Annotated in this window: 24 protein-coding genes; 10 read left to right on the top strand and 14 right to left on the bottom strand. The window is 65.8% G+C overall.

The window, feature by feature from the left end; genetic code table 11:
• Positions 1 to 337 precede the first annotated feature (337 nt).
• The gene (locus tag BMW28_RS12145; RefSeq protein WP_091818318.1) at positions 338 to 1,627 is read right to left on the bottom strand and encodes a glutamate-5-semialdehyde dehydrogenase; all 1,290 of its coding nucleotides are present in this window, start codon (positions 1,625 to 1,627) and stop codon (positions 338 to 340) included.
• Positions 1,628 to 1,763: 136 nt separating this feature from the next.
• Between BMW28_RS12145 and BMW28_RS12140 the strand changes: the two genes are divergently transcribed.
• Complete coding sequence (locus tag BMW28_RS12140) at positions 1,764 to 3,209, top strand: mechanosensitive ion channel family protein (protein WP_234970144.1); 1,446 nt, start codon at positions 1,764 to 1,766, stop codon at positions 3,207 to 3,209.
• A gap of 28 nt (positions 3,210 to 3,237) precedes the next feature.
• On the opposite strand, the gene holA is transcribed toward BMW28_RS12140, so the two are convergent.
• From holA to leuS, 3 genes are read right to left on the bottom strand one after another with little or no spacing between them, the layout of a single operon-like run.
• A complete protein-coding gene (holA, locus tag BMW28_RS12135) occupies positions 3,238 to 4,308 on the bottom strand; it encodes a DNA polymerase III subunit delta (protein WP_091818316.1) in 1,071 nt (356 codons plus the stop codon).
• A gap of 8 nt (positions 4,309 to 4,316) precedes the next feature.
• Positions 4,317 to 4,811 carry an LPS-assembly lipoprotein LptE gene (locus BMW28_RS12130; RefSeq protein ID WP_234970143.1) on the bottom strand — a complete coding sequence of 165 codons (495 nt, stop codon included), beginning with the start codon at positions 4,809 to 4,811 and terminating at the stop codon, positions 4,317 to 4,319.
• An 8-nt stretch (positions 4,812 to 4,819) separates the two neighbouring features.
• Positions 4,820 to 7,525 (bottom strand): leucine--tRNA ligase, encoded by a 2,706-nt coding sequence (gene leuS, locus BMW28_RS12125; RefSeq protein WP_091818314.1) that lies wholly within the window; start codon positions 7,523 to 7,525, stop codon positions 4,820 to 4,822.
• An 85-nt stretch (positions 7,526 to 7,610) separates the two neighbouring features.
• Here leuS and gorA point away from each other — a divergent pair, with 85 nt between their 5' ends.
• Positions 7,611 to 8,993, top strand: coding sequence for a glutathione-disulfide reductase (gene gorA / locus BMW28_RS12120; RefSeq protein ID WP_091818312.1), 1,383 nt, complete (start codon positions 7,611 to 7,613; stop codon positions 8,991 to 8,993).
• 288 nt (positions 8,994 to 9,281) lie between these two features.
• Positions 9,282 to 10,271 (top strand): TauD/TfdA family dioxygenase, encoded by a 990-nt coding sequence (locus tag BMW28_RS12115; RefSeq protein WP_091818311.1) that lies wholly within the window; start codon positions 9,282 to 9,284, stop codon positions 10,269 to 10,271.
• 62 nt (positions 10,272 to 10,333) lie between these two features.
• Here BMW28_RS12115 and BMW28_RS12110 read toward each other — a convergent pair whose 3' ends face one another.
• Genes BMW28_RS12110 through BMW28_RS12090 form a run of 5 tightly spaced genes read right to left on the bottom strand, consistent with a single transcriptional unit; the run spans position 10,334 to position 13,292 of the window.
• Positions 10,334 to 10,693, bottom strand: a complete 360-nt coding sequence (locus BMW28_RS12110) for a DMT family protein (RefSeq protein WP_091818309.1) — start codon at positions 10,691 to 10,693, stop codon at positions 10,334 to 10,336.
• Positions 10,694 to 10,743: 50 nt separating this feature from the next.
• The gene (locus tag BMW28_RS12105; RefSeq protein WP_091818307.1) at positions 10,744 to 11,166 is read right to left on the bottom strand and encodes an ExbD/TolR family protein; all 423 of its coding nucleotides are present in this window, start codon (positions 11,164 to 11,166) and stop codon (positions 10,744 to 10,746) included.
• 21 nt (positions 11,167 to 11,187) lie between these two features.
• A complete protein-coding gene (locus BMW28_RS12100) occupies positions 11,188 to 11,868 on the bottom strand; it encodes a MotA/TolQ/ExbB proton channel family protein (RefSeq protein ID WP_091818305.1) in 681 nt (226 codons plus the stop codon).
• Positions 11,865 to 12,722, bottom strand: coding sequence for a 4-hydroxy-tetrahydrodipicolinate reductase (dapB, locus tag BMW28_RS12095; protein WP_091818303.1), 858 nt, complete (start codon positions 12,720 to 12,722; stop codon positions 11,865 to 11,867). The genes BMW28_RS12100 and dapB overlap by 4 nt, the downstream gene beginning before the upstream one ends.
• A 45-nt stretch (positions 12,723 to 12,767) precedes the next feature.
• Entirely contained in the window at positions 12,768 to 13,292 is a 525-nt protein-coding gene (locus BMW28_RS12090) for an outer membrane protein assembly factor BamE (protein WP_091818325.1), read from the bottom strand.
• A 154-nt stretch (positions 13,293 to 13,446) separates the two neighbouring features.
• Here BMW28_RS12090 and fur point away from each other — a divergent pair, with 154 nt between their 5' ends.
• From fur to BMW28_RS12830, 6 genes are all read left to right on the top strand, one after another.
• A complete protein-coding gene (fur, locus tag BMW28_RS12085; protein WP_091818301.1) occupies positions 13,447 to 13,875 on the top strand; it encodes a ferric iron uptake transcriptional regulator in 429 nt (142 codons plus the stop codon).
• Positions 13,876 to 13,954: 79 nt separating this feature from the next.
• Positions 13,955 to 15,094 carry a glycolate oxidase subunit GlcE gene (glcE, locus tag BMW28_RS12080; protein ID WP_091818299.1) on the top strand — a complete coding sequence of 380 codons (1,140 nt, stop codon included), beginning with the start codon at positions 13,955 to 13,957 and terminating at the stop codon, positions 15,092 to 15,094.
• 9 nt (positions 15,095 to 15,103) lie between these two features.
• Positions 15,104 to 15,475 (top strand): CidA/LrgA family protein, encoded by a 372-nt coding sequence (locus BMW28_RS12075; RefSeq protein ID WP_091818296.1) that lies wholly within the window; start codon positions 15,104 to 15,106, stop codon positions 15,473 to 15,475.
• Positions 15,468 to 16,184: an LrgB family protein gene (locus BMW28_RS12070; protein WP_091818295.1), complete on the top strand. Its 717-nt coding sequence runs from the start codon at positions 15,468 to 15,470 to the stop codon at positions 16,182 to 16,184. The genes BMW28_RS12075 and BMW28_RS12070 overlap by 8 nt, the downstream gene beginning before the upstream one ends.
• 4 nt (positions 16,185 to 16,188) lie before the next feature.
• Positions 16,189 to 17,442 carry a glycolate oxidase subunit GlcF gene (gene glcF / locus BMW28_RS12065; protein WP_091818293.1) on the top strand — a complete coding sequence of 418 codons (1,254 nt, stop codon included), beginning with the start codon at positions 16,189 to 16,191 and terminating at the stop codon, positions 17,440 to 17,442.
• A 356-nt stretch (positions 17,443 to 17,798) separates the two neighbouring features.
• Positions 17,799 to 17,981, top strand: a complete 183-nt coding sequence (locus tag BMW28_RS12830; protein WP_143280601.1) for a hypothetical protein — start codon at positions 17,799 to 17,801, stop codon at positions 17,979 to 17,981.
• A gap of 44 nt (positions 17,982 to 18,025) precedes the next feature.
• Here BMW28_RS12830 and BMW28_RS12060 read toward each other — a convergent pair whose 3' ends face one another.
• Positions 18,026 to 18,925 carry a DMT family transporter gene (locus BMW28_RS12060; RefSeq protein WP_091818291.1) on the bottom strand — a complete coding sequence of 300 codons (900 nt, stop codon included), beginning with the start codon at positions 18,923 to 18,925 and terminating at the stop codon, positions 18,026 to 18,028.
• A gap of 43 nt (positions 18,926 to 18,968) precedes the next feature.
• On the bottom strand, positions 18,969 to 20,258 hold the full coding sequence (lplT, locus tag BMW28_RS12055) for a lysophospholipid transporter LplT (RefSeq protein ID WP_091818289.1): 1,290 nt from the start codon (positions 20,256 to 20,258) through the stop codon (positions 18,969 to 18,971).
• 255 nt (positions 20,259 to 20,513) lie between these two features.
• Between lplT and alr the strand changes: the two genes are divergently transcribed.
• Positions 20,514 to 21,632, top strand: coding sequence for an alanine racemase (gene alr / locus BMW28_RS12050; RefSeq protein WP_091818287.1), 1,119 nt, complete (start codon positions 20,514 to 20,516; stop codon positions 21,630 to 21,632).
• A 105-nt stretch (positions 21,633 to 21,737) separates the two neighbouring features.
• Here alr and BMW28_RS12045 read toward each other — a convergent pair whose 3' ends face one another.
• The 3 genes from BMW28_RS12045 to BMW28_RS12035 form a co-directional block, all read right to left on the bottom strand.
• Positions 21,738 to 22,547, bottom strand: a complete 810-nt coding sequence (locus BMW28_RS12045; RefSeq protein ID WP_091818285.1) for a carbon-nitrogen hydrolase family protein — start codon at positions 22,545 to 22,547, stop codon at positions 21,738 to 21,740.
• Between the two features lie 104 nt (positions 22,548 to 22,651).
• Positions 22,652 to 23,656 carry a type I glyceraldehyde-3-phosphate dehydrogenase gene (gene gap, locus BMW28_RS12040; protein WP_091818283.1) on the bottom strand — a complete coding sequence of 335 codons (1,005 nt, stop codon included), beginning with the start codon at positions 23,654 to 23,656 and terminating at the stop codon, positions 22,652 to 22,654.
• A gap of 37 nt (positions 23,657 to 23,693) precedes the next feature.
• The gene (locus tag BMW28_RS12035) at positions 23,694 to 25,841 is read right to left on the bottom strand and encodes a transketolase family protein (RefSeq protein WP_091818281.1); all 2,148 of its coding nucleotides are present in this window, start codon (positions 25,839 to 25,841) and stop codon (positions 23,694 to 23,696) included.
• Positions 25,842 to 25,910 lie beyond the last annotated feature (69 nt).

The following is a 25,910-nucleotide window of genomic DNA, read 5'->3' as shown; positions in this document are numbered from 1 at the left end:
GATGTTGTCGAAGACGTTCACCTACACGTCGAGGCAACGCCCGAAACGGTTTGAGAATCAAACCAATACCCGTCCACGGAAGTGGGTCAACTCCAACTCCATTCCCTCGTCGATCACAGGCCAAACATTGGCAATAAGTTCCATGCGGCTTCCTTTGGTACGCGGTATGGCGCCTAATACTCAGTATGCACCACTATCGGCACCTACCAACTGAAACTCGGCGCCTATTAGCCATATCTGACTAGAAAGTTCATATCTATTAGTAACGTGGCCTCAGATATGACCCCCTGGATGGTGTATCGCACAGAATCGGTAGCAGAGTCACCACCCCTGCCCCTCAACCCCGCACTTCCCCCTGCCCCAACACCACATACTTCAACGAGGTTAGCCCCTCAATCCCCACCGGCCCCCGCGCATGGAACTTGTCGGTACTGATGCCAATCTCTGCGCCCAGCCCGTACTCGAAGCCATCCGCAAATCGCGTACTGGCATTCACCATCACGCTGCTGCTGTCCACCTCGCGCAGGAAGCGCTGCGCATGGATGTGATCGGTGGTAACGATCGCCTCGGTATGTTGCGACGAATAACGGTTGATATGCGCAATCGCCTCGTCCAAGCCCGCCACCACCTTGACGCTGATGATGGGCGCCAGGTATTCGGTCGACCAGTCTTCCTCCGTCGCATCCACCAGCTGTGCATCGCGCGTATCCGCATGGCCGGCCAGAATGGCGCGTGACGCGGCATCGCAACGCATCTCCACGCCCTTGTCCTTGTAGATGCGGCCTATCCGCGGCAGGAAGGCCTCTGCCATCTCGGCAGCCACCAGCAGGCTCTCGGTCGCGTTGCAAGGGCTGTATTTCTGCGTCTTGGCGTTGTCGGCCAGCTTCACCGCCATATCCAGGTCGCAAGGCGCATCCACGTAGGTATGGCAGTTGCCATCCAGATGCTTGATCACAGGCACCTTGGCTTCGGCACTGATGCGCTCGATCAGGCCCTTGCCGCCGCGCGGGATGATCACGTCCACATACTCGGGCATGGCAATGAGGCGGCCCACGGCGGCACGGTCGGTGGTGGGCACCAGCTGCACCGCATCGGCCGGCAGGCCGGCAGACACCAGCGCCTGCTGCACGATGGCCGCCAGCGCCTTGTTCGATTCGATCGCCTCGCTGCCGCCACGCAGGATGCAGGCATTGCCGCTCTTGATGCTCAGGCTGGCCGCCTCGATGGTCACGTTGGGGCGGCTCTCGAAAATCATGCCGAACACGCCAATCGGCACACGCATCTGGCCCACGCGGATGCCGCTGGGCTGCTCCTGCAGGCCCTGGATGGTGCCGATCACGTCCGGCATGGCGGCCAGTTGCAGGCAGCCTTCCTGCAACGTGGCCACCACCTTGGTACCCAGACGCAGGCGGTCCACCATCGGTGCGCTCAGGCCGGCCGTCTCGGCGCGGGCGATGTCCTGTGCGTTGGCAGCATCCAGCGCCGCGCCGGATTCGCCAAGCAGGCGCGCCAGTTCGCGCAGGGCCGCGTTCTTGCTGGCCGCGTTGGCGCGGGCCATGGCAGTGGCAGCGGCGCGGGCGCGTTCGCCCATCTGCTGCATCAGTTCGTTGACGTCTTGGGTGCTCATGGATTTACAGTTCGAATAACATCCGCAGGGCAAGGTCATGCGCCTTGCAAACCTCCATGATAAGCTGACCGGCATGTTTGTGCCATCGTGGCGGCCGTCCGGCTTCTGGCCCGGCTCCGACCCCTACTCCAGACTGATGCCTCCCCTGCCCGACCAAGTTCGGGATCCGCTGCGCGGCGCCATGCGCGACGCGCTGAACTGGCTCCCGCCCGACTGGCCGGCCTCGGCCCGCGTGGCCGGCATCATCGCCCTGCTCTTCCTCGCGACCTGGATGTTGCGCGTCTCCCTCGAATTTGGCCTGCTGCAACTGCGCGAGCGCGTGCTGCGTTCCGACAGCCCGGCCTGGCTCGACATCCTGCTGGACCGGGCCGTGCTGCGCCGCTCGGCACGGATCGTCTCGCCCCTGCTGGTACAGCTCGGCCTGCTCAGCCTGCCCAAGCCACACGGGCTGGCCACCATCATCCTCTACACCCTGCTTTCGGCCTATGTGGTGCTGTGCGTGGTCCGGGTGATCCTGGCCTACCTCGATGCCACGCTCAAGCACCAGACGGTGTTCCTGCGGCATTCGCCCCGCCAGCAGCTGTCCATCAAGAGCTACATCCAGCTCGCCAAGCTGGTGGTGGTGCTGGGCGGCCTGATCATCATGGCCGCCGAACTCACCGACCGCTCACCGCTGCTGCTGCTCTCGGGTCTGGGTGCGCTGTCGGCCGTGCTGATGCTGGTATTCAAGGACACCATCCTGTCCTTCACGGCCGGCGTGCAGCTCTCCAGCAACGACATGCTGCGCGCCGGCGACTGGATCGAGATGCCGCAGGTGGGCGCCGACGGCCAGGTGGTGGACATGGCGCTGCATGCCGTCAAGGTGCAGAACTGGGACAAGACCATCACCACCATCCCCACCTGGCGCCTGATGAGCGAGAGCTACCGCAACTGGCGCGGCATGAGCGAATCCGGCGCACGCCGCATCAAGCGCACGCTCTCGCTGGACGCCACCTCGGTGCATTTCCTGCAGCCCGAGCAGATCGAACAGCTGGAACGCATCGAACTGCTGCGCCCCTATCTGCAGAAGAAGCGCCAGGCGCTGGCCGACACCAACGCCGCCCGCCTGCAGACGCTCTCACCCGAGGCAGCATCGCTGCCGCTCAACCTGCGCCAGCTCACCAACCTGGGCTGCTTCCGCGCCTACGTTTCGGCCTACCTGGAGAAACATCCGGACATCCGGCAGGACATGACGCAGATCGTCAACACCGCCGGCACCAGCCCGGAAGGGGTGCAGGTGCAGATCTACTGCTTCAGCGCCACCACCAACTGGCAGGAATACGAGACCATCCAGGGCGACCTGTTCGACCACCTGCTGTCGGTGCTGCCGGAGTTCGGGCTGCGCGTGTTCCAGCAGCCTTCGGGGCATGATTTCCGGACCATGATGCAGGGTGCTGCCATTCCGGTCACTCCGACGTCAGCCGCCCCCGCAAGTCCGGAAGCCTCTCCAGTCGGTGCCTCGCGTGCGATGCAGGCTGCATCGGTATCTGAGCCTTTAGCGCCATCCAGCCAAGCCGGAATAGACATTTCCGACAAGCGTTGAGTCCGGAGGCGTGACGGCGTAACAATCGCTAGCGCCGCCCCGCCTGCTGCGTCACCACCGCCTGCCGGCACAGCATGAAGGCCAGCTGGTGCAGGGCCTGCCAGCTGTCGGCCGGCCAGTCCGGCACCTTGATGCCCTTGACGATGCCATCCACCACATGCGCCGCATGCAGCAGACCGTTGAGGGAGGTTGCCGTCAGCCGCGGCACCACGCGCTCGAACAGGCGCTCGCGCATGCCCCACACGCGCTGTTCGCGCAGTGCCATCGGCAGTGGCTTGCCGGCATCCAGCGCATCACGCACGCGCTTGAGCGCACGGATGTCCTCGGCCAGCGTGTAGTGCACCAGCACCTCGCTTTCGCCTTCGGCCTGCAGGCCGTCGAGCATGCGCTGGGTACGCTCCATCTGGCCGGCCAGCACGGCCTCGCTCAGCTTGAACACGTCGTAGCGCGCCACGTTGAGCACCGCCGCTTCGATCTGCTCGGCACTCAGCTCACCATGCGGATAGAGCAGGCCCAGCTTCTGGATTTCCTGGTGCGCCGCCAGCAAGTTGCCCTCGACGCGGTCGGCAAAGAATCGCAGTGCATGCTCGCCTTCGGCGCCGGCAGCCACCTGCTGCCCCTGCAGGCGCAGACGCGCGGCAATCCAGCGCGGCAGCATCTGGCGCTCCACGCTTTCCACCGGAACCGACACGCCATGTCCCTCCAGCGCCACGAACCAGCCACTGCTCTTGGTGGCCTTGTCCAGCCGCGGCAGCGTCACCACCACCAGCAGGGCATCGTTGCCGGCGCTGGCTTCGGCGATCTGCTGCAGCGCCTGGCTGCCATCCTTGCCCGGCTTGCCGCTGGGGATGTGGATTTCGACGATCTGCTTTTCGGCAAACAGGCTGAGCGACTGGGTGGCGGCCAGCACCGTGCCCCAGTCGAAACCCACGCCCGTCACGGTATGCGATGAGCGCTCAGAAAAGCCCTGCCCGCGTGCAGCGGCGCGGATCGCATCCACCGCCTCCTGCACCAGCAGCGGCTCGTTGCCATGCACCACATACAGGGAACGCACCCCGTTCTTCAGTTGCGCGGGGAGTTGGTCAGCACTGACTTGCATGGAATCGTTCAGCGGGGTTTGGCTGCGGCCAGGCGGCGGATGATCTGCTGCACGGCGTCATTGCGCATGTCGCGGTAGAGCAGCTCGAACTCGGCCTCTTTCGACAGCGCCTCGCTCTCGTTGTAGCTCACGTCGCGCACGATGCGCAGCGAGGAACGGTCGACCAGCGTCGCGCCGGCATTGTCCGTCAGCGAAAAATCGACGTATTGGCGCAGTTGCACCTCGCGCACCTTGCCGCTGGTGCTCAGCACCACGGATGCCTGCTCCTGACGCTCGGACAGCACATGCAGCACGGCTTCAGCCGCTTCCGGAGTCTCGGCAACCGTGGCATAACCGGCAAGCGTGCGGCGCAGCAGCGCCTGCAGCGGGCCGTTGCCGCCCTGCACATGCACGGAGCGGAAGGGCAACTGCAGGTTGGATCCGCGCAAGCGGAAGCCGCAACCACTGGCCATCAGGCCAGCGCCCGACCCCAGCCCCAGAAAAAGCATCTGCCTGCGCTGCATATCGCTCCTTACACCACCACGTTGACCAGGCGGCCCGGCACCACGATCACCTTCTTGGGCGTCGCGCCTTCGGCATGCTTGGCAAAGCCTTCGCTGGCCAGAGCCGTCGCCTCGATCGCTGCCTTGTCGGCACCGGCCGGCACGCGGATGCTGCCGCGCAGCTTGCCGTTGATCTGCAGCATGAGTTCGACCTCGTCCTGCACCAGCGCGCCTTCGTCCACCTCGGGCCAGGCCACGTCGAGCAGCGTACCGCAATGGCCGCCATAGCCCAGCTCATCCCACAGGAAATTGGTGATGTGCGGGCACACCGGATACAGCACGCGGAGCAGCACGGAGAAGCCCTCGGCCAGCGCAGCGCTGTCTTCGGCACTGCCGGAGAGCTTGGCGCTTTCCAGCGTGTTCAGCATCTTCATCACGGCAGAAACCACCGTGTTGTACTGCATGCGTTCGTAGTCGTAATTGGCCTGCTTGAGCGTGTTGTGAATGTCGAAGCGCAACTGCTTGGCCGCCGCGCTGAACGCCACCGGCGCCTTGCCGTCGGCGCCACGATCCACGGCAAAGCCGGCCTTGAGCGCCGCCTCGTTCTTGGCGGCAAAGCCCCAGACGCGGCGCAGGAAGCGGTAGCTGCCTTCCACGGCAGCGTCGTTCCACTCCAGCGTGGCCTCGGGCGGCGCCGTGAACATGGTGTACAGGCGCGCCGTGTCGGCACCATAGCGCTCAATCAGCTCCTGTGGATCGACACCGTTGTTCTTGGACTTGGACATGGTGCCCACGCCCTCGTAGTCGATCTCGGTGCCGGCCGGCAGTTCGCCATCGGCACTGGGCACGGCCTTGTTCAGCTTGGCGCCGATCACCTTGCCGCCTTCGTCCACGATGTTCTCCACATCGGCCGGCCAGAAGTATTCCTTGCCGCCCTTGGCGGTGCGGCGACTGTAGATGTGGTTGAGCACCATGCCCTGCGTCAGCAGGCGCTTGAAGGGTTCGTCGCAATCGACCAGGCCCATGTCGCGCATCACCTTGGTCCAGAAGCGCGCGTACAGCAGGTGCAGAATGGCATGCTCGATTCCGCCGATGTACTGGTCCATCGGCATCCAGTAGTTGGTGCGGGCATCGACCATCTGCAGGTCGTTGCCGGCGCAGGTGTAGCGCATGAAGTACCAGGAACTGTCCACGAAGGTGTCCATGGTGTCGGTTTCGCGGCGCGCGGGCTTGCCGCACACCGGGCAGGTCACGCCGGCGTGGAAGCCCTCGTGCTTGTGCAGCGGGTTGCCGGAGCCGTCGGGGATGCAGTCCTGCGGCAGCACCACGGGCAGATCCTTCTCGGGCACCGGCACCGGGCCATGCTCTTCGCAATGGATGATCGGAATCGGCGTGCCCCAGTAGCGCTGGCGGCTGATGCCCCAGTCGCGCAGGCGCCAGGTGGTCTTGAGTTCGCCCAAGCCCTTGTCCTGCAGCGCCTTGGCCACGGCCTGCACCGCCTGCTTGTGGCCCATGCCGCTGAAGTCGGTGGAGTTGATGGTGACGCCGCGTTCCTTGTCGGCGTACCAGTCCTGCCACTGGTGGAAATCGAAATGCGGCTCACCCTCGACGAGGATGACTTGCTTGATCGGGATGCCGTACTTGAGCGCAAAGGCAAAGTCGCGCTCGTCATGCGCCGGCACGCCCATCACGGCGCCATCGCCATAGCCCAGCAGCACGTAGTTGCCCACCCACAGCGGCACGGCTTCGCCGGTGATCGGATGCGTCACCGTCAGGCCGGTGGGCATGCCTTCCTTGTCCTTGAGCGCCAGTTCGGCCTCGGTGGTGCCCCCCTGCTTGCACTTCTCGATGAAGGCAGCCAGTTCCGGGTTGCCCTTGGCCGCATGCAGCGCCAGCGGATGTTCGGCAGCCACGGCGCAGAAGGTCACGCCCATGATGGTGTCGGCACGCGTGGTGAACACGTACATGCGGCCGTCGCCGATCAGCTGGCCGTCATCGCCGGCAATGGTGTGCGTGAAGGCAAAGCGCACGCCCTCGCTCTTGCCGATCCAGTTTTCCTGCATCAGGCGCACGCGCTCGGGCCAGCCTTCCAGCGTGGCCTTGTCGTTGCCGACCTGCACGTGGTCCAGCAGTTCCTGCGCGTAGTCGGTGATTTTCAGGTAGTAGCCGGGGATTTCCTTCTTCTCCACCAGCGCCCCGGTACGCCAGCCGCGGCCGTCGATCACCTGCTCGTTGGCCAGCACGGTCTGGTCCACCGGGTCCCAGTTCACCACCTGGGTCTTGCGGTAGGCAATGCCCTTCTCCAGCATCTTCAGGAACAGCCACTGGTTCCACTTGTAGTAGTCGGCATCGCAGGTGGCCACTTCGCGGCTCCAGTCGATGGCCAGACCCATCGCCTGCATCTGCTTCTTCATGTAGGCGATGTTCTCGTAGGTCCACTTGGCCGGCGGCACGCCGTTCTTGAGCGCCGCGTTTTCGGCCGGCAGGCCGAATGCATCCCAGCCCATCGGCATCAGCACGTTGAAGCCCTTCATGCGCAGGTGGCGCGTGAGCATGTCGTTGATGGTGTAGTTGCGCACGTGGCCCATGTGCAGCTTGCCGCTGGGATAGGGCAGCATGGAGCACGCGTAGTAATTGGGCTTGTCGGCGGTTTCGGTGACGCGGTAGACGTCGGCGTTGCGCCAGGCGTCCTGCACGGCACGCTCGACGCCGGCGGGTTGGTAAGTTTCCTGCATGGGACGGGGGCTTCGAAAATCGGGAGAATAAAGAACTTCCCCGATTCTATGGCGCTTTGGCCTTGCACGGCCCCGCGACACCCTTATGCACTACGACTACGACCTGATTACCATTGGCGCCGGCTCCGGCGGCGTTGCGGCATCCCGCCGTTCGGCCGCCCTGGGCGCGCGCGTGCTGATTGCCGAAGCCAGCCGCGTCGGCGGCACCTGCGTGATCCGCGGTTGCGTGCCCAAGAAGCTGATGATGTACGCCGCCGGCTTTGCCGACAGCCTGCAGGATGCGCGCGGCTACGGCTGGGATTTTGGCGAAGCCCGCTTCGACATGGGCCGCTGGGCCGCCACCAAGGCCAAGGAAATCGACCGGCTGGAGAATATCTACGGCACCATGCTGGCCAATGCCAAGGTGGAACTGGTGCGCGGCCATGCCCGCATCGTGGCGCCGCACACGGTGGAGATCAACGGCCAGCGCCATACGGCCGAGCGCATCCTGATCGCGGCCGGCGGCGCGCCGTCCAGCCATGCCATTCCGGGACTGGAACATGCCATGGACTCCACAGCACTGCTGGATCTGCAGACGGTGCCCGACAGCCTGCTGGTGATTGGCGGTGGCTTCATCGCGCTGGAGTTTGCCAGCATCATGGCGCGCCTGGGGGCGCAGGTGCATCTGGCCTACCGCAACGAACTGCCGCTGCGCGGCTTCGACCACGACCTGCGCGTGCGCGTGGCTGGTGCGCTGCAGCAGGCCGGAGTCACGCTGCATCAGGGCGTAGGCCTGGAGCGCCTGGAACGTGATGCCGAAGGTTTTGTGCTGCACCGCGCCGATGGCAGCACCGTGCGCGCCAGCGCCGCGCTGAACGCCACCGGCCGCCATCCGAACGTGGAAGGCCTGGGCCTGGATTCCGTCGGCGTGCAACTCAACAAGAAGGGGGCGATCGAGGTCGACGCCTTCAGCAAGACTTCGGTCGACCACATCTGGGCCGTGGGCGACGTGACGGACCGGGTCAACCTGACGCCGGTCGCCATTGCCGAAGGCCGCGCCTTTGCCGAAACCGAGTTCGGCGGCACACCGCGCCAGATCGATCACAGCCTGGTGGCCAGCGCCGTGTTCACCCTGCCACCCATCGGCACCGTCGGCCTGACCGAGGAAGAGGCAGCGAAGCAGGGGCCGGTGGATGTCTACGTGAGCGACTTCCGCCCCATGAAGGATGCCTTCGTCGACGGCAACAATCGCAGCTACATGAAGCTGCTGGCCGATGCCAACACCGGCAAGGTGCTGGGCCTGCACATGATCGGCGCCGATGCACCCGAAATCATCCAGAGTCTGGCCGTGGCGCTGAGCTGTGGCGCCACCAAGGCTGATTTCGACCGCACCATTGCGCTGCATCCGAGCGCGGCGGAAGAGTTCGTGCTGATGCGGGAGCCGGCGCGGCGCGTGGGCGAGCCACCCGGTGCCGAGCAGCAAGCCTGAGCGGGCCGGCGCACGCCAGCCGTCCAGCGTCCAGCGTCCAGCGTCCAGCGTCCAGCGTCCAGCGTCCAGCGTCCAGCGTCCAGCGTCCAGCGTCCAGCGTCCAGCCGCACAATAGCGTGGATGTCGCCACCGCTCACCTATAAGAAGAATGTGCAAGCGCTGGCGTACAGGTGTCTGATAGAGGCATAATTTCCGGTTGAACCCAGGGTGCCAGTGCACCTGCAACGGAAACAAACATCGCAAGCCCCTGTGCCGTGCGCGGCGCAATGGATTGCTGCAGGAGATTCCATGAGCCTTATCCTCACCCAACCCATCACCGGCCCGTCCGCCTGGAAAGCTGCCGATCTGGCCAACAGCGACGCCTGGATCTATCGCCTGTCGCCCGACGCCATTGCCACGCTCGACGCGGCACTGGCCAGCGTCAAGGCCCGCGGCCTGAGCTTCCCCTGCTTCGGCAAGACCGACTTTCCGATCGAATCGCTGGCTGCTGAACTGAACCGCTGGTCCGAAGAACTGGAAAACGGGCTGGGCTTTCTGCTGGTGCGCGGCCTGCCGGCCGAGCGCTACAGCGATGAGGACTTCCAGATCCTGACCTACGGCATCGGCCTGCACCTGGGCCGCCCGGTGCGCCAGAACCCCAAGGGCGACCTGCTGGGCAATGTGGCTGCCGTCGGCGACATCAACGACAAGCACACCCGCGTCTACGAAACCAACCTCTACCTGCCCTACCACACCGATCCCTCGGACGTGGTCGGCCTGATGTGCGTGCGCAAGGCCAGCGAGGGCGGCCTGTCCAGCCTGGTCAGCACCGCAGCGGTCTACAACCAGATCCTGGAGCAGCATCGCGAGTACCTGGGCCTGTACTACAAGCGCTGGTACATGGCGCACCTGTGCCAGCCCGATCCGGCCCTGACCGCCCTGTTCAGCTTCCACGAAGGCAAGCTGAGCTGCCGCTACCTGCGCCAGTACATCGAACTGGGCCACGAGATCATGGGCCTGCCGCTGTCGCGTGTGGAGATCGAGGCACTGGACGTGTTCGACTCCGTGCTGCACGACCCGGCCAACCGTCTGGACATGATGATGGAGCCGGGCGACCTGCAACTGGCCAACAACAATGCCGTGCTGCACTCGCGCACCGGCTTCGTCGACCATGACGATCCGGCGCAGCGCCGCAAGCTGCTGCGCCTGTGGCTGGAAATGCCCAATGCGCGTGCGCATTCGCCCGATTTTCCGGGGCGCAACGGCTTCCCGGAGCCGGAGGCATTGCAGGCGGCCTGAGCCAGATCGCTGCAAGCACTGCAAAGCCGCACGGTTCGCGGCTTTGCAGGCCATTCTCCGGTTCAGTTGCCCCGGAACATGAAATACACCGCGCCCACCAGGCACAGGGCCGCCCACAGATAGTCGAGCTTGAGCGGCTCCTTCATGTAGAAAACGGCAAAGGGTACGAACACCGCCAGTGTGATGACTTCCTGCATCACCTTCAGTTGCCCCAGACTGAACACCGTGTAGCCGATGCGGTTGCCCGGCACCTGCAGCAGGTATTCAAACAGCGCAATGCCCCAACTGACAATGGCCGCCACATACCAGGGGCGCGCTGCCAGCTCCTTCAGGTGCGCATACCAGGCAAAAGTCATGAACACATTGCTGCAGACCAGCAGCAGCGCGAAGCTCAGCGCAGGGCGTGGGATCCAGGCATCCATGGGAGTGTCTCGGGGATGGTCAGCGTATAGGTGGCCGCGTCAGGCAGCGCCTATTTCTCCGGCTGCAGCGCAACGAAGCCGATCTTGTTGAGACCGGCCTGTTGTGCAAGACCCATGATCTGCACCACCTGCCCGTAAGGTACGGCAGCATCGGCGCGCAGCTGCACTTCCGTCTCGGAGTTGGCCTGTGCTGTCTGCTGCAGGCGCTGCGTCAACGCCTCCCGGCTCACCGGCTGATCATCGAGGAAGAGCGCCCCGTCCGCCTGCAGGGCGATGCGCAAGGCCTGGGTTTGCGGCTGCGCCTGCGTCGCGCCATCGGCCTTGGGCAGATCCAGCGCAATGCGGCTGGCCAGCAAGGGGGCCGTGATGATCAGGATGGCCACCAGCACCAGCATGACGTCGACCAGCGGCGTCATGTTGATCTCGCTCATCGGCTTGTCGCGGCTGGAGGTATCAAAGCGGCCCAAGGACATGCGTGGCTCCGTGGCGAGCGCTCAGGCTGCCTGCGAACCGCTGCCGCCATGCAGCGCCAGCAGGTCATGCGCAAAGCCGTCCAGCCGCTCCACCAGCGCGCCGATCAGCCGGCCGAAGATGTTGTAGGCCACCACGGCAGGAATCGCCACCATCAGACCAAAGGCCGTCATGATCAGCGCCTCGCCCACCGGGCCGGCCACCTGGTCGATGCTGATGGCGCCGCCGCCGGTCAGGCCGGTGAGCGCGTGGTAGATGCCCCAGACCGTGCCCAGCAGGCCGACAAAGGGCGCTGTGGAACCCACGGTGGCCAGCAGGATCTGGCCCCATTGCAGCTGGCGTGTCGACTGCTGCAGGCCGTCGCGCAACAGGCGCGTCAGATGCGCCTGACGGGCCGCCGAGGGGGCCTGAACTCCATCAGTCCCCGATCGCACCCCAGGCTGCTCCGGCAACGCCCCAAGTGCCCCATGCAGCGGCCACAGCAGATGCAGGCGATCAGCCTGTTGCAATGCCTGTTCTGCGCCAGCAGAATCGGCTGCACGCCAGTAGCCCGCCAGACCGCCTTCAATGCTGCGCCGCGCCCGCGCCAGCAGCCAGGCCTTGTAGACAATCACCATCCAGGTCAGCACCGACATCGCCAGCAACAGCAGCATCACGCCGCGGCCAAGCCCGTCGCTCTGTGCCCAGAGAGTGGCCAGATTCATCCCGCTGCACCCGTCTTTTCCAGGCCCAGCACGTCGAACATGTCGTACAGGCCGCTGGTCTTGCCGGCGAGGAAGCGCACGGCGCGCAGGCTGCCCTGGGCATAGCCGGCGCGGTTGCTGGACTTGTGCGTGATCTCGATGCGCTCGCCCGTGCCGGCAAACAGCACGGTATGGTCGCCCACGATGTCGCCACCGCGGATGGTGGAAAAGCCGATGGTGGACGGGTCGCGCTCGCCGGTGTGGCCGTAGCGCTCGTACACGGCGCATTCCTTCAGGTCGCGGCCGATGGCTTCGGCGATCACCTCGCCCATCTTGAGCGCGGTGCCGCTGGGCGCATCCACCTTGTGGCGGTGGTGCGCCTCGATCACCTCGATGTCGTAGCCGGTGGACAGCGCCTTCGCCGCCATCTCCAGCAGCTTGAGCGTAACGTTGACGCCCACGCTCATGTTGGGCGCGAACACGATGGCAATGTCCTTCGCAGCTTCCTCGATCTGCGCCTTCTGCTCCGCGCTGAAGCCGGTGGTGCCGATCACCAGGTTCACCTTGGCCGCACGGCAGGCCTGCAGGTGCACCATGGTGCCTTCCGGGCGGGTGAAGTCGATCAGGACATCGGCGCCCTGCAGCCCCTGCGCCAGATCGGCCGTGATGCGGACATTGGCGGCCTTGCCGGTGAAGGCGCTGGCGTCCAGCCCGAGCGCGGCCGAGCTGTTGTGATCAAGCGCGCCACTCAGCTCGCAATCGTCAGCCGCCTGCACGGCCTCGATCAGCATGTGGCCCATACGGCCGCTGGCGCCGGCCACGGCAATGCGATGCGGAACCGCCGCCACGGGAGAGGAGGAATCGGAAGAAGTCATGGAATGCAAGAAGAAACGGCTGGCCTGGCCAGCCGGTGGGAATGTTTACTGCGGCAGGGCCGGGTAGCTGGTGGTGGAGGGCGCTTCAGGCAGTTCAGGCTGCGGCTTGGCCTTGGCCTTCTGGCTGTCGGTGAAGCTCTGCAGCTTCTCGGGCGACGCCTCGAGGTTGCGGGGCTTGTAGACCTTGCCGTCGCTCATGCGCTCGACGAATTCGGTTTCACTCGGCAGGTCTTCGGCACCTTCGATGCGCGCCAGCGCGTCGCCCTCGAAGAACACGGCCACGGCGTATTTCTGCGGCTCGACGCCCTTGCGGTGCTGCGCGGTGAACACGTAATCCCAGCGGTTGGAGCGGAACATGTCGGTGAGCAGCGGCGTGCCCAGCACCTGGCGCACCTGGTCGCGGCTCATGCCGGGCTGCAGCGCGGAAACCTGCTCGCGCGAAACGAAGTTGCCCTGCAGCACTTCGGGTTTGTAGACAGCGCACCCTGCCAGCAGGGCCGTGCTCAGCGCGAATGCGGAAGCAGCGGTGAGCCAGCGGCGGGGAAGGCGTGCAGGGTTTTGAGCGGGCATGGTCATGCGTCCTGAAGGAAAGTAATATGATGGCGATCCGGCCTGCGGAACATTGTAGCGGGTGCGCCCCGGGGCGCAGGCATGCTGCTGTTACAGCATTTTGCCGCTCCCTCCGCCGGCATTTCGCCAGTTCCGAACATTCGCAGCGGTTTGCATGGACAACATCGAAGAAATCAAGAGCACGGGCCTGAAAGCCACCGGGCCGCGCCTGAAGATCCTGGAGATCTTCCAGACCACCGAACAGCGCCACATGAGCGCCGAGGACGTGTTCCGCCAGTTGATGCTGGAAGGCTCCGACATCGGCCTGGCCACCGTCTATCGGGTGCTCACGCAATTCGAGCAGGCCGGCCTGCTGAGCCGCAACAGCTTCGACAACGGCAAGGCGGTGTACGAGTTGAACCAGGGCGAGCACCATGACCACCTGGTCTGCCTGGACTGCGGCCATGTCGAGGAATTCTTCGATCCCAAGATCGAACAGCGCCAGAACGCCATCGCGCAGGAACGCGGCTACGAGCTGTCCGACCACGCGCTGAGCCTGTACGCCCACTGCCGCAAGCCCGACTGCCCGAACAAGCCCCGCTGAGTTCCGCTCACAGGCGCTGTCTGAAAAATTCACGGCGGCGCTGCACACCGCCCCTGCCGCTCTGGCTTAGCATTGCGGCATGGCGCATCTTCCCGACCCCTCCCTCAACGCACTGCGCGACTCCATCCTCGCAGCCGTGGCCGACCGCAGCCGCCTGCGCATTCGCGGCGGAGGCAGCAAGAATGGCCTGTGCACGGCAACGGCCGATGCCGCCGTGCTCGACACCCGCGCCTGCTGCGGCATCCTCAGCCATGAACCCGGCGAACTGGTGCTGACCGCCCGCGCCGGAACGCCCCTGGCCGAAGTGGAAGCCGCACTCGCGGAACTCGGTCAGGCGCTGGCGTTCGAACCGCCGCGCCTGAGCGCAGAAGGCAGCACAAGCGGCACCCTGGGGGGAGCCGTGGCCAGCGGCCTGAGCGGCCCGGCCCGCGCCAGCGCCGGCGCACTGCGCGATTTCGTGCTGGGCGTGCAGGCCCTCAACGGCAAGGGCGAGCCCCTCACGTTCGGCGGCCAGGTGATGAAAAACGTGGCCGGCTACGACATCAGCCGCCTGCTTGCTGGTTCCTGGGGCAATCTGGCGGTATTGACGGAAATCTCCCTCAAGGTGCTGCCGGTGGCGCCCGCAGAGGCCACGCTGCAATTTGCGCTGCCCCAGCAGGCCGCGCTGGACCTGCTGCACAACTGGGGCGCGCAGCCCCTGCCCCTCCATGCCAGCCGCTGGCAGCAGCACGCAGAGGGGCCGCTGCTGCATCTGCGCCTGCGCGGTGCCCGGGCGGCCGTCGATGCCGCGGTACAGATGATGACCAGCAACCACGCTGCCACGCTGCCGGATCAAGCGGAAGCGGTGGCCGGCTGGACGGCCTGCCGTGACCAGCGCCTGGACTTTTTCACCCGGACCCCAGCCTCCGGGCACGGGCTGTGGCGCCTGTCCGTACCTCAGGTGACGCCCGCCTTTGACCTGCCCTGGCCGACTCTGGTCGAGTGGCACGGCGGGCAGCGCTGGCTATGGGCGCCCTGCGATGCGGCCACTGCCGCCTCCATGCATGCCCTGGCCGCCTCTGTCGGCGGCCACGCCATGCTGTGGCAGCTGCCGGCGCAGGAGGCCGCTCAGGATTGCACGCGCCATGCCCCCCTGCCGGACGTGCTGCAGCGCATCCATCACCAGCTCAAGCAGGCTTTCGATCCGCACGGCGTGTTTGCCGGCGGACAGCCTTTCTGAGGAGACGTCATGCAAGGCCTGCAAGGCTTCACCATCCTGTTGCTGCTGCAGGGCGCCGGCGAGATGATCGCGCGCCTGCTGCACCTGTCGCTGCCGGCTCCGGTGATCGGCATGATCCTGCTGCTGCCCTGCCTGGCCTGGAAGCCCCTGCGCGAGCCGGTGCAGGCCTGCTCGGAGTTTCTGCTGTCACACCTCTCGCTGCTGTTTGTGCCCATCAGCGTGGGCGTGGTAAGCCAGTTGCCGCTGCTGCAGGAGTATGGGGCCCGCATTGCGCTGGTGCTGCTGCTGTCCACCGTGCTCGGTCTGGCCGCCACTGCCTGGGTGCTGCGCCTGCTGCTGCGCGTGCCTGCTGATGCGCAGGAGGAGAACGGCCGTGGCTGATTTCGTCGCCTTCTTCACCTACCTCTCCAGCACTCCGCTGTTCGGGCTGGCGGCCACGCTGTCGGCCTACATCCTGGCCGTCACCCTCTATGCCCGCCTCAACTACAACCCCTGGGCCAATCCGGTGCTGTGGTCGGTGGTCACACTGGTGACGCTGTTGCTGCTCACCGGCACCCCGTATCCGCGCTATTTTTCCGGCGCGCAGTTCATCCACTTCCTGCTCGGCCCGGCCGTGGTGGCGCTGGCCTGGCCGCTGTGGGTGCGCCGCCAGGTGCTGGCACGCCATGCCCGCCCGCTGCTGCTGGCCGCCGTGATCGGCGGTGCCGTGGGTTCCGGTTCGGCCATTGCGCTGGGCTGGCTGCTCGGCCTGCCGCCCTCGGTGCTGCTGTCACTGGCCCCCAAGGCCATCACCGCGCCGGTCGCCATGGGCATTGCGCAATCCATTCACGGCATTCCCGAACTGGCGGCCATCTTCGTGCTGACCACCGGCCTGATCGGCGCCATCCTGGGCAGCTATGTATTCCGGCTGATGGGCGAACAGTACTGGCCGGTGCAGGGATTTGCGCTCGGTACCCAGGCGCATGGCTTCGGCACGGCGCGCGCACTGCAGGTCAATGCCGAAGGCGGTGCCTACGCCGGGCTGGCCCTGGGCCTGCAGGCCCTGCTCGGTTCGCTGCTGATTCCCCTGCTCACCACCCTGTTCCGCTGACGCCATGCAGACCACGCTTGCCCCCGAATTCGCCAACACGCCCGAAGGCCGCGAGGCGGAAGCCATGCTGCGCAAGTGCGTGCACTGCGGCTTCTGCAACGCCACCTGCCCCACCTACCAGCTGCTCGGTGATGAACTGGACGGCCCGCGCGGCCGCATCTACCTGATGAAGCAGGTGCTGGAAGGCAGGACGCCGACCCGCGCCACCCAGCTGCATCTGGACCGCTGCCTGACCTGCCGCAACTGCGAAACCACCTGCCCGAGTGGCGTGCAGTACGGCCATCTGGTCGATATCGGCCGCCGGCTGGTGGACGAGCGCGTGCCCCGCCCGGCCGCCGAGCGCGCCTTGCGCTGGACGCTGAAGGAAGGCCTGCCCTCGCCCCTGTTTTCTCCCGCCATGCGGGTGGGCCAGGCCGTGCGCGGACTGCTGCCCGAAACCCTGCGTGCCAAGGTGCCCGAACGCAGTGCGGCCGGCAGCTGGCCGACGCGCCACCATGCGCGCAGAATCCTGCTGCATGCCAACTGCGTGCAGCCGGCCATGCAACCCGGCATCAATGCTGCCACTGCCCGCGTGCTCGATGCGGCAGGCATCCAGACCCTGCTGGCACCACAAGAGGGCTGCTGCGGCGCCGTACGTTTCCACATGAACGACCAGAGCGGCGGACGCGAACAGTTGCGCGCCCTGATCGACGCCTGGTGGCCGCTGGTGGAAGGCAGCAAGGGACAGCCGGGCGTCGAAGCCATCGTCAGCAATGTCTCGGGCTGCGGCCTGATGCTGAAGGAAAGCGCCCACGTGCTGCGCCACGATCCGACCTACGCCGGCAAGGCCGAGCGCATCGCACCGCTGGTGCGCGACCTGAGCGAACTGCTGCCCGTGATTGGCGAGGCCCTGCTGCCGCGGCATGCCGGTCTGGGCCAGGGCCGGCAGCTGGCCTACCACCCGCCCTGCACCCTGCAGCACGGACAACGCGTGCGCGACACCGTGGAAACCTGGCTGCCGCGCCTCGGCTTCGTGCTGCAGCGTGCCGCCAGTGAGGCGCACCTGTGCTGCGGCTCTGCCGGCACCTATTCGGTCACCCAGCCCGAACTGGCCACGCAGCTGCGCGACCGCAAGCTGGGTCATCTGCAGGGGCGCGGCGACGTCATCGTCTCGGCCAACATCGGCTGCATCACGCATCTGCAGTCCGGCACACCCACGCCGGTGCGGCACTGGATCGAGGTGCTGGATCAGGCACTGGGAGCAGCCGCGAATCTGTAAATCATTGTGCGTATATCAGGGTTTGTCTGACACAGGATTGCCACACATAGTTCATACAATGCCGGCCAACAAGCCACCGGCGTTGTGGCACGAACCGATCCGGAGACCCCATGAAATTCCACAAACTTGCATTTGCCCCCACCACCAAGGCGCTCGACGCGCGCATTGGCAAGATCCTGCGCACCACCGCCAGCGCCTGGCTGCTCGGCCTGGCCGCGGCCTGATGACGCGCGGATGCGCTTGCGTCTGACACCAACTTCCCTTTCCGACTGCGATCATGGCACTCAGGGCAGCATGCGGCTGTCCTGACCGGCAGGGGTCCCCTGCCCTGCAACCCGCCCGCGCGAGGTGCCGCCATGACAACGCGACGCTCTTCCTCCCTCTCTTCCCTGCTGCTGTACCTTGTAGTGGTGATCGCAAGCGCGCTGACCTCCCTGTGGCTCACGCTGGAAGACAAGGACAGTGCCAGCGCCCTGCATGCCATCGCGCATGACCTGGCCGACACGGACACTGTCACCCCGATCGCCCTCGCCGAGTAAACACTGGCATCAGGCTTGCGCCGTTGCGAGGTCCGGGTGCGGCTTCAGTGGCTGCTGATCGCTGCCATCAAAGCGGCAGACATCACCAGCGTGCCGCCCACCAGCACCTGCATGTTGAGTTGTGCCGTGCCGAGCGCGGCCGCCGACACCGCAGCAAACAGCACCTCCAGCAGCATGATGAGCGACATGGTGTGCGCCGACAGCCGCGCCGAGCCGTACTGCAGCGCCACATTGCTGACGATGAAGCCCAGACTGAACACCACTACCAGCGCCGCCCAGCCAAAGGCCAGCGGCGGAATAGGCGTGACCCCCAGCAGTCCGGCCGACAAAGCACCGGCGGCCGTGGCCGTGCCCAGCACGACACCACCAATGAACATGGCATAGACGCGTGATTCCGGCGGCGTGTCGGCCGTGCGGTTGAGCAGCACATTGGTGGCGGCAAAGAACAGCCCGCCGAGCACGGCCAGCACATCGGCCAGACTGGACGGCAAGGGAAAGCGCCATTGCGTCCAGTCAGCCCCTTCCGGCTGCATCACCAGCGAGACACCCGCCAGCGCCACGACCACGCGCAGCGCCGCCATCAGCGTGGGCTTTTCTCCCAGCCACCACCAGGCCAGCAGCACGGCCCACACCGGCATCAGGTAGAACAGGATCACGACGCGGATCACGTCGCCGATGGTGACGGCCCAGTTGAAGCAGGTGTTGGTCAGCCCCGCAGCCAGCATCAGCCACCACAGGTCGGCGCGCGTGCGCAGCCACTGCAGCGGCCAACGGCGCCAGGCCAGCATGGCCAGCACCGGCACGCAGTACATCAGCACCGTGGCCCAGAGCGGGTGCAGGCCGCGCGCCTGCAGCTGGTGCAGCGGCCACCAGGACAGGCCCCAGATCAGCGCATTGAGCGCAATGGCCAGGGAAGGCAGCAGGGGACTGGAGGAGCGGCGCATGAAGGAACTCGGCCGTGCGGAGCGGCACGGCAGCATCGGCAGGTCAGTGGTGGTTGTGGCTCTTGTCTTCGCGCGCCAGCGTCAGCAGTGCTTCCACTTCCTTGGGATAGCGCTGCAGGTTGCTGCGGTACCAGCGCTGGATCAGCCACATGGTGGCCGCCACGATCAGGCCGAAGCCGGTGATGGCACCGAAGGCCGACAGACCCCATTTGGTGGAGAGGCTGTAGAGGAAGCCGAAGCCCAGGATACAGGCCTGCTCGTTGAAGTTCTGCACGGCGATGGAGCGGCCGGCCCCCATCAGGTTGTGGCCGCGGTGCTGCAGCAGTGCGTTCATCGGCACCACCATGAAGCCGCCGATGGCGCCCAGCACGATCAGGAAGGGCACAGCCACCCACAGGTCGCGCACGAAGATCAGCGCGATCACCAGCAGACCCATCACGATACCCAGCGGCATTACCCTGGGGGCCATGTCCAGCCGCATGCGCATGGAGGCCAGCACCGCACCGGCAGCGGTACCGATGGCAACCACGCCGACCAGACTGGAAGCCTGCGTCACGCCATAGCCCAGCGCCGCCGCCGCCCAGGCCAGCACGATGTAACGCAGGTTGCCGCTCACGCCCCAGAACAGCGTGGTGGTGGCCAGCGAGATCTGGCCCAGCTTGTCATCCCAGAGGCGGCGGTTGCAACTGCGGAAATCGGGCAGCAGCGAGAACAGGTTGCGCGGCAGCGGCCGCATGGCCACGCCGGTGAGCGGAATGCGCGTGTTGATCCAGGCGGCGATGGCGTAGATCAGCACCAGCACGCTGATGGCCGCATCCGGCGGCGTGGTGACGCCGGTGTCGATGAAGGGGAAATCGAAGGCCAGCAGGAAGGAGGAAATCGTGGGGGCAATCAGTTGCCCGCCCAGCAGCACACCGAGAATGATGGACGCAATCGTCAGGCCTTCGATCCAGCCATTGGCCTTGACCAGTTGCGAGGGCGGCAGCAGCTCGGTGAGGATGCCGTACTTGGCGGGGGAATAGGCGGCAGCGCCCAGGCCGACCACCGCGTAGGCCAGCAGCGGGTGCGAACCGAACAGCATCATCAGGCAGCCCACCACCTTGATGGCGTTGCTGTAGAACATGACGCGGCCCTTGGGCTGGGCATCGGCAAAGGCGCCCACGAACGGCGCCAGCAGCACGTAGAACAGCGCGAACATGGGTACCAGCGCGGCCTTCTGCCAGTCGGGCGCGCCACTGCTCTTGAGCAGCGCTACCGCCCCGATGAACAGCGCATTGTCGGCCAGCGAACTGAAGAACTGCGCGGACATGATGGTGTAGAAGCCGCGCTTCATGCCTGGGCCCGCTCCATCCTGCCGTGTGTCAATTGAACTCTCAAAGGCAACCTCAGTCCTGCCTGCACCTCGTGCGTGTCGGATTGCCGGCCGCGCGCAGCGCAGCCGGAAACTGTGTCTCCATCCCCTTGTGGGGCTGCCCATAGTATCCCCTATTTGCATGGCAGATCGGCTCGCCGTGCAGAAAATCACGCACGCTCCCATGACAAGCGACACAGGCGGATAATGCAGCATTTCCTCTGCTTCCCTGCCGTCATGCCCCGTCCGATCCAAGCCCTGATCCATACCGATGCCCTGACCCACAACCTGCAGCGCTGCCGCCAGGCGGCGGGCGAGAGCAAGGTCTGGGCGGTGGTCAAGGCCAATGCCTACGGGCATGGCATCGAGCGCGCCTATGAAGGGCTACGCGGCGCTGACGGCTTCGCCTTGCTGGATCTGGCCGAGGCCGAACGCATCCGCGCGCTGGGCTGGCGCGGGCCGATCCTGCTGCTGGAAGGCGTGTTCGATCCGCGCGACCTGGAACTGTGCTCGCGCCTGGGGCTCTGGCACACCATCCACAGCGACGAGCAGCTGGACATGCTGGCCGGCCACAAGACACTGCAGCCGCACAAGGTCTTCCTCAAGCTGAACAGTGGCATGCAGCGCCTCGGCTTTGCGCCCGAGCGCCTGCGTGCGGCCTATGCGCGGCTGCAGGCGCTGCCGCAGGTGGACGATATCGGGCTGATGACGCACTTCGCCACGGCGGACGTGGCAGTGCCGGGTCTGGACGCAGCGTGGCAGGTGTTCCAGACGGCTACCGCCGAACTGCCCGGCGAGCGCAGCGTGTGCAACAGCGCGGCGCTGTTGCGCCACCCCCAGCTGGCGGAGCAGACCGACTGGGTGCGGCCGGGGATTGCGCTGTATGGCAGCAGCCCGGATTTTCCGGAGTACGGCATTGCACACTGGGATCTGCAGCCGACCATGAGCCTGCGCAGCGAACTGATCAGCGTGCGGGAACTGCAGCCGGGGGATTCGGTGGGGTATGGGGCGATTTTCACTGCCGAGCGACCGATGCGCATTGGCGTTGTCGCTTGCGGTTACGCCGACGGCTACCCGCGCGTGGCGCCGACTGGCACACCGGTGCTGGTGGCGGGGCACCGCAGCCGGACGCTGGGGCGGGTGAGCATGGATATGCTGGCGGTGGATCTGAGCACCGAAAGCACCGGCATCCCGGCGGATCTGGACGTGGGAGTGGGCACGGAAGTGACGCTGTGGGGACGCTCCTCCTGCGGCAAGGTGCTGCCTATCGATGAAGTCGCCGCCAGTGCCGGAACGCTGGGCTACGAACTGATGTGCGCACTGGCGCAGCGGGTGCCGGTGGAAGTGACCGAATAAGCCTGCATCGCCATTCAGTGCGAGGATGCCAGGCGCAGCACGGCCTCGCCTGAAGCAGCGCACCCCTCGCTGGCAACCGGGGCGAAGAACGCCCCGCAGCGCCGCTCAGCGGAATTTCCGATGCTGCAACGCCGGCAGCTGCTGCCGCATCTCCTGCATCAGCGCCCAGTCGCAATCTGCCACCACCACGCCCTCCCCCTCGGCCAGCTGGTTCAGCACCTTGCCCCAGGGGTTGATCACCATGCTCTGCCCCCAGGTGCGGCGGCCATTCTCGTGGTCGCCGCCCTGCGCCGGCGCCAGCACATAGGCCAAGTTCTCGATGGCACGGGCGCGCAGCAGGATTTCCCAGTGCGACTGGCCGGTGGTGAAGGTGAAGGCGCTCGGCACCAGCAGCAGATCGGCCCCCAACTGGCGGTACAGCTCGGGAAAGCGCAGGTCATAGCAGGTCGTCATGCCGATGCGCCAGGTGTGGCCATCCTGCGAGGGCAGATCGAAGGTCACGGGCTCGGTACCCCCCTGCTGCACGCGCGATTCGTCATAGCTCTCGGCGCCGCGCGAGAAGGCAAACAGGTGGATCTTGTCGTAGCGCGCCACCTGCTCGCCCTGCGGGTTGAACACCAGTTGGGTGTTGGTCACGCGACGCTCGTCGGCGGTGCGCAGCGGGATGCTGCCGCCCACCAGCCAGAGGTTCAGCGCACGCGCCTGTTCGCTCAGGAAGCGCTGCAGCGGGCCGTCGCCTGGCGCCTCGGCAATGCCCAGCTTGTCCTCGTCCTTCTGTCCCATCAGGCAGAAGTATTCCGGCAGCGCCACCAGCTCTGCCCCCTGGGCCGCAGCCTGCTCCAGCAGGCGCTGCGCGACGACCAGGTTGTCGTCCACAAGGGTTCCGGAAACCATCTGGATGGCGGCGATTTTCATGGTGTTGCTCCGTTGCTTTTGTGTTCCCTCCAGTGTAGCCACCGGCGCATGAAAAAACCGGCCTGCTTGCGCAAGGCCGGTTCTTCAGCGGATCAGGAAAACGCTTACTTGGCGTTCACGACCTTGACCATCTCCAGGCACTTGTTGGAGTAGCCCCACTCGTTGTCGTACCAGGACACGACCTTCATGAAGGTGCCGTCCAGGGCGATGCCGGCTTCGGCGTCGAAGATGGAGGTGCGTGCGTCGCCGCGGAAGTCGGTCGCCACGACCTTCTCTTCGGTGTAGCCCAGAACGCCCTTCATCTTGCCTTCGGACTGGGCCTTCATTTCGGCGCAGACTTCTTCGTAGGTGGCGGGCTTGTCCAGTTCCACGGTCAGGTCAACCACGGACACGTCGGACGTCGGCACACGGAAGGACATGCCAGTCAGCTTGCCCTTCAGTTCGGGCAGCACCACGCCCACAGCCTTGGCAGCGCCGGTGCTGGAGGGGATGATGTTTTCCAGGATGCCGCGGCCGCCGCGCCAGTCCTTGTTGGACGGGCCGTCCACGGTCTTCTGCGTGGCGGTGGCAGCGTGCACGGTGGTCATCAGGCCGCGCTTGATGCCCCACTTGTCGTTCAGCACCTTGGCGATGGGCGCCAGGCAGTTGGTGGTGCAGGACGCGTTGGAGATGATGGCCTGGCCAGCGTAGCTGCCGCAGTTCACGCCATGCACGAACATCGGGGTGTCGTCCTTGGACGGAGCGGACATGATCACCTTCTTGGCGCCGGCGTCGATGTGCTTCTGGGCGGTTTCCTTGGTCAGGAACAGGCCGGTGGATTCGATCACCACGTCGGCACCGACTTCACCCCACTTCAGGTTGGCCGGATCCTTCTCGGCGGTCAGGCGGATGGTCTTGCCGTTCACCACCAGGTTGTTGCCGTCCACGGCCACGTCGCCCTTGAAGCGGCCGTGCACGCTGTCGTACTTCAGCATGTAGGCCAGGTAGTCGGGCTCCAGCAGGTCATTGATGCCAACGATCTCGATGTCGTTGCCGAAGTTTTCAACGGCTGCGCGGAATACGCAACGACCGATGCGGCCGAAGCCGTTGATGCCTACCTTGATTGCCATGTGATTTCTCCTAGGAACTTGAAACTCTGAAAACCGATTACGCCTTGAGCGCGGCCTGCACGGTGGCAGCCACGTTCTCGGCCGTGAAACCGAAGTGCTTGAACAGCACACCGGCAGGAGCCGACTCCCCGTAGGTGTCGATGCCCACCACTGCAGCGCAGCCGTACTTCCACCAGAAGTCGCTCACGCCCATCTCGACCGCAATGCGCGGCACGCCGGCGGGCAGCACGCTCGCCTTGTACTCGGCATCCTGGCGGTCGAAAGCGGTGGTGCTGGGCATGGACACCACGCGTACATTGATCTTCTTCTCGGCCAGCTGCTGCTGCGCAGCCAGCGCCAGCTGCACCTCGCTGCCGGTGGCGATGATGACCGCCTGCGGCTTGCCGCCTGCCGCCTCGGACAGCACATAGGCGCCCTTGTGGATGATGCTGGCGTCTTCCTTCTTGGCATACGGCAGGTTCTGGCGGCTCAGCAGCAGTGCCGTGGGGCGCTCACGATTCTGCAGCGCGCTGGCCCAGGCCACCACGGTCTCGGCCGTGTCGCAGGGGCGCCAGACGTCCAGGTTCGGGATCAGGCGCAGGCTGGCAGCATGCTCGATGGACTGGTGCGTCGGACCGTCCTCGCCCAGGCCGATGGAGTCGTGCGTGAACACGTGCACCACGCGCTGCTTCATCAGCGCGGCCATGCGGATGGCGTTGCGGCTGTAGTCGCTGAAGGTGAGGAAGGTGCCGGCGTAGGGGATGTAGCCGCCGTGCAGCGCCACGCCGTTCATGATGGCGGCCATGCCGAACTCGCGCACACCGTAGTTGATGTGGAAGCGCAGGGACAGCGGCGCGTCATCGGCCTTGACCTGGATGGCGGGCAGCTGCGGCGCCGTGGTGGTCGTGGCTTCGTCTTCCTTGCCCAGGCCGCTGTTGTCGCGGGCGAAATGCTCGTCGCGCGCCATGTCCAGCGGCGGCAGCACCACGCTGCCATCGTCCTCGAAGCGCATCGGGTTCGTGAACGAGGTGTTGGTCAGGTTGGAACCGGTCAGGTCGGCAGAGCCGCCTAGCAGTTCGGGCATGGCAGCCGTGAAGGCTTCCAGTGCCAGCTGGCTGGCCTTGCGGCTGGCCACGGTCTCGGCCTTTTCGTTGGCCGTCACGGCCGTGTCGATGGCGAGCTGGGCAAAGCTGTCAGGCAGCTGGCCGTTCATGCGGCGCAGGAATTCGGCCGCCAGCACCGGGTAGGCGTTGGCGTAGGCGGCAAAGGCCTTGTCCCACTCGGCCTGGGCCTTCTGGCCGGCGGCCTTGGCGTCCCAGCCGGCGTACACATCGGCCGGAATCTCGAAGGGGGCATGTTCCCAGCCCAGCGCCTCGCGCGTCAGGGCGATCTCGGCGGCACCCAGCGGCTCGCCGTGGGCCTTGGCGGTATCCACGCGGTTCGGGCTGCCCTTGCCGATGTGGGTCTTGCAGATGATCATCGTCGGCTTGCTCTGACTCTTCTTCGCCTCGGCAATGGCGGCGGAGACGGCGGCGGCATCATGGCCGTCCACCGGGCCGATCACGTTCCAGTCGTAGGCCTGGAAGCGCTGCGCGGTGTTGTCGATGAACCAGGGAGCGACCTTGCCATCGATACTGATGCCGTTGTCGTCATACAGCGCGATCAGCTTGTTCAGCTTCCAGGCGCCAGCCAAGGCGCAGGCCTCGTGGCTGATGCCTTCCATCAGGCAGCCGTCGCCCAGGAACACATAGGTGTGGTGGTCGACGATGCTGTGGCCCTTGCGGTTGAATTCGGCAGCCAGCAACTTCTCGGCCAGCGCCATGCCCACGGCATTGGTCACGCCCTGGCCCAGCGGGCCGGTGGTGGTTTCCACGCCGGGGGTAATGCCCACTTCGGGGTGGCCGGCGGTCTTGCTGTGCAGCTGGCGGAAGTTCTTCAGCTCCTCGATCGGCAGCTCGTAGCCGGTCAGGTGCAGCAGCGCGTAGATCAGCATGGAGGCGTGCCCGTTGGAGAGCACGAAGCGGTCACGGTTGTGCCACTTGGGATCCACGGGGTTGTGGCGCAGGTGCTGGCCCCACAGGGCGACTGCCATGTCGGCCATGCCCATGGGCGCGCCGGGGTGGCCGGAATTGGCCTGCTGCACGGCGTCCATGGCGAGTGCACGAATGGCATTGGCCAGGGTGGCGGCCGGTACGGAGGAGGTCATTGGCTGGCTCCGGAAGGGAGTGGGAGGGGGTAAAGACCCATTATTTTAGCCTCCCTCGCCGTGCTGCGG

This window comes from Allobrachymonas denitrificans DSM 15123, from assembly GCF_900110225.1.
GTDB classification, from domain to species: domain Bacteria; phylum Pseudomonadota; class Gammaproteobacteria; order Burkholderiales; family Burkholderiaceae_C; genus Brachymonas; species Brachymonas denitrificans.
The sequence above is the reverse complement of the archived record's forward strand: the minus strand, read 5'-3'. Positions and strand labels throughout refer to the sequence as shown.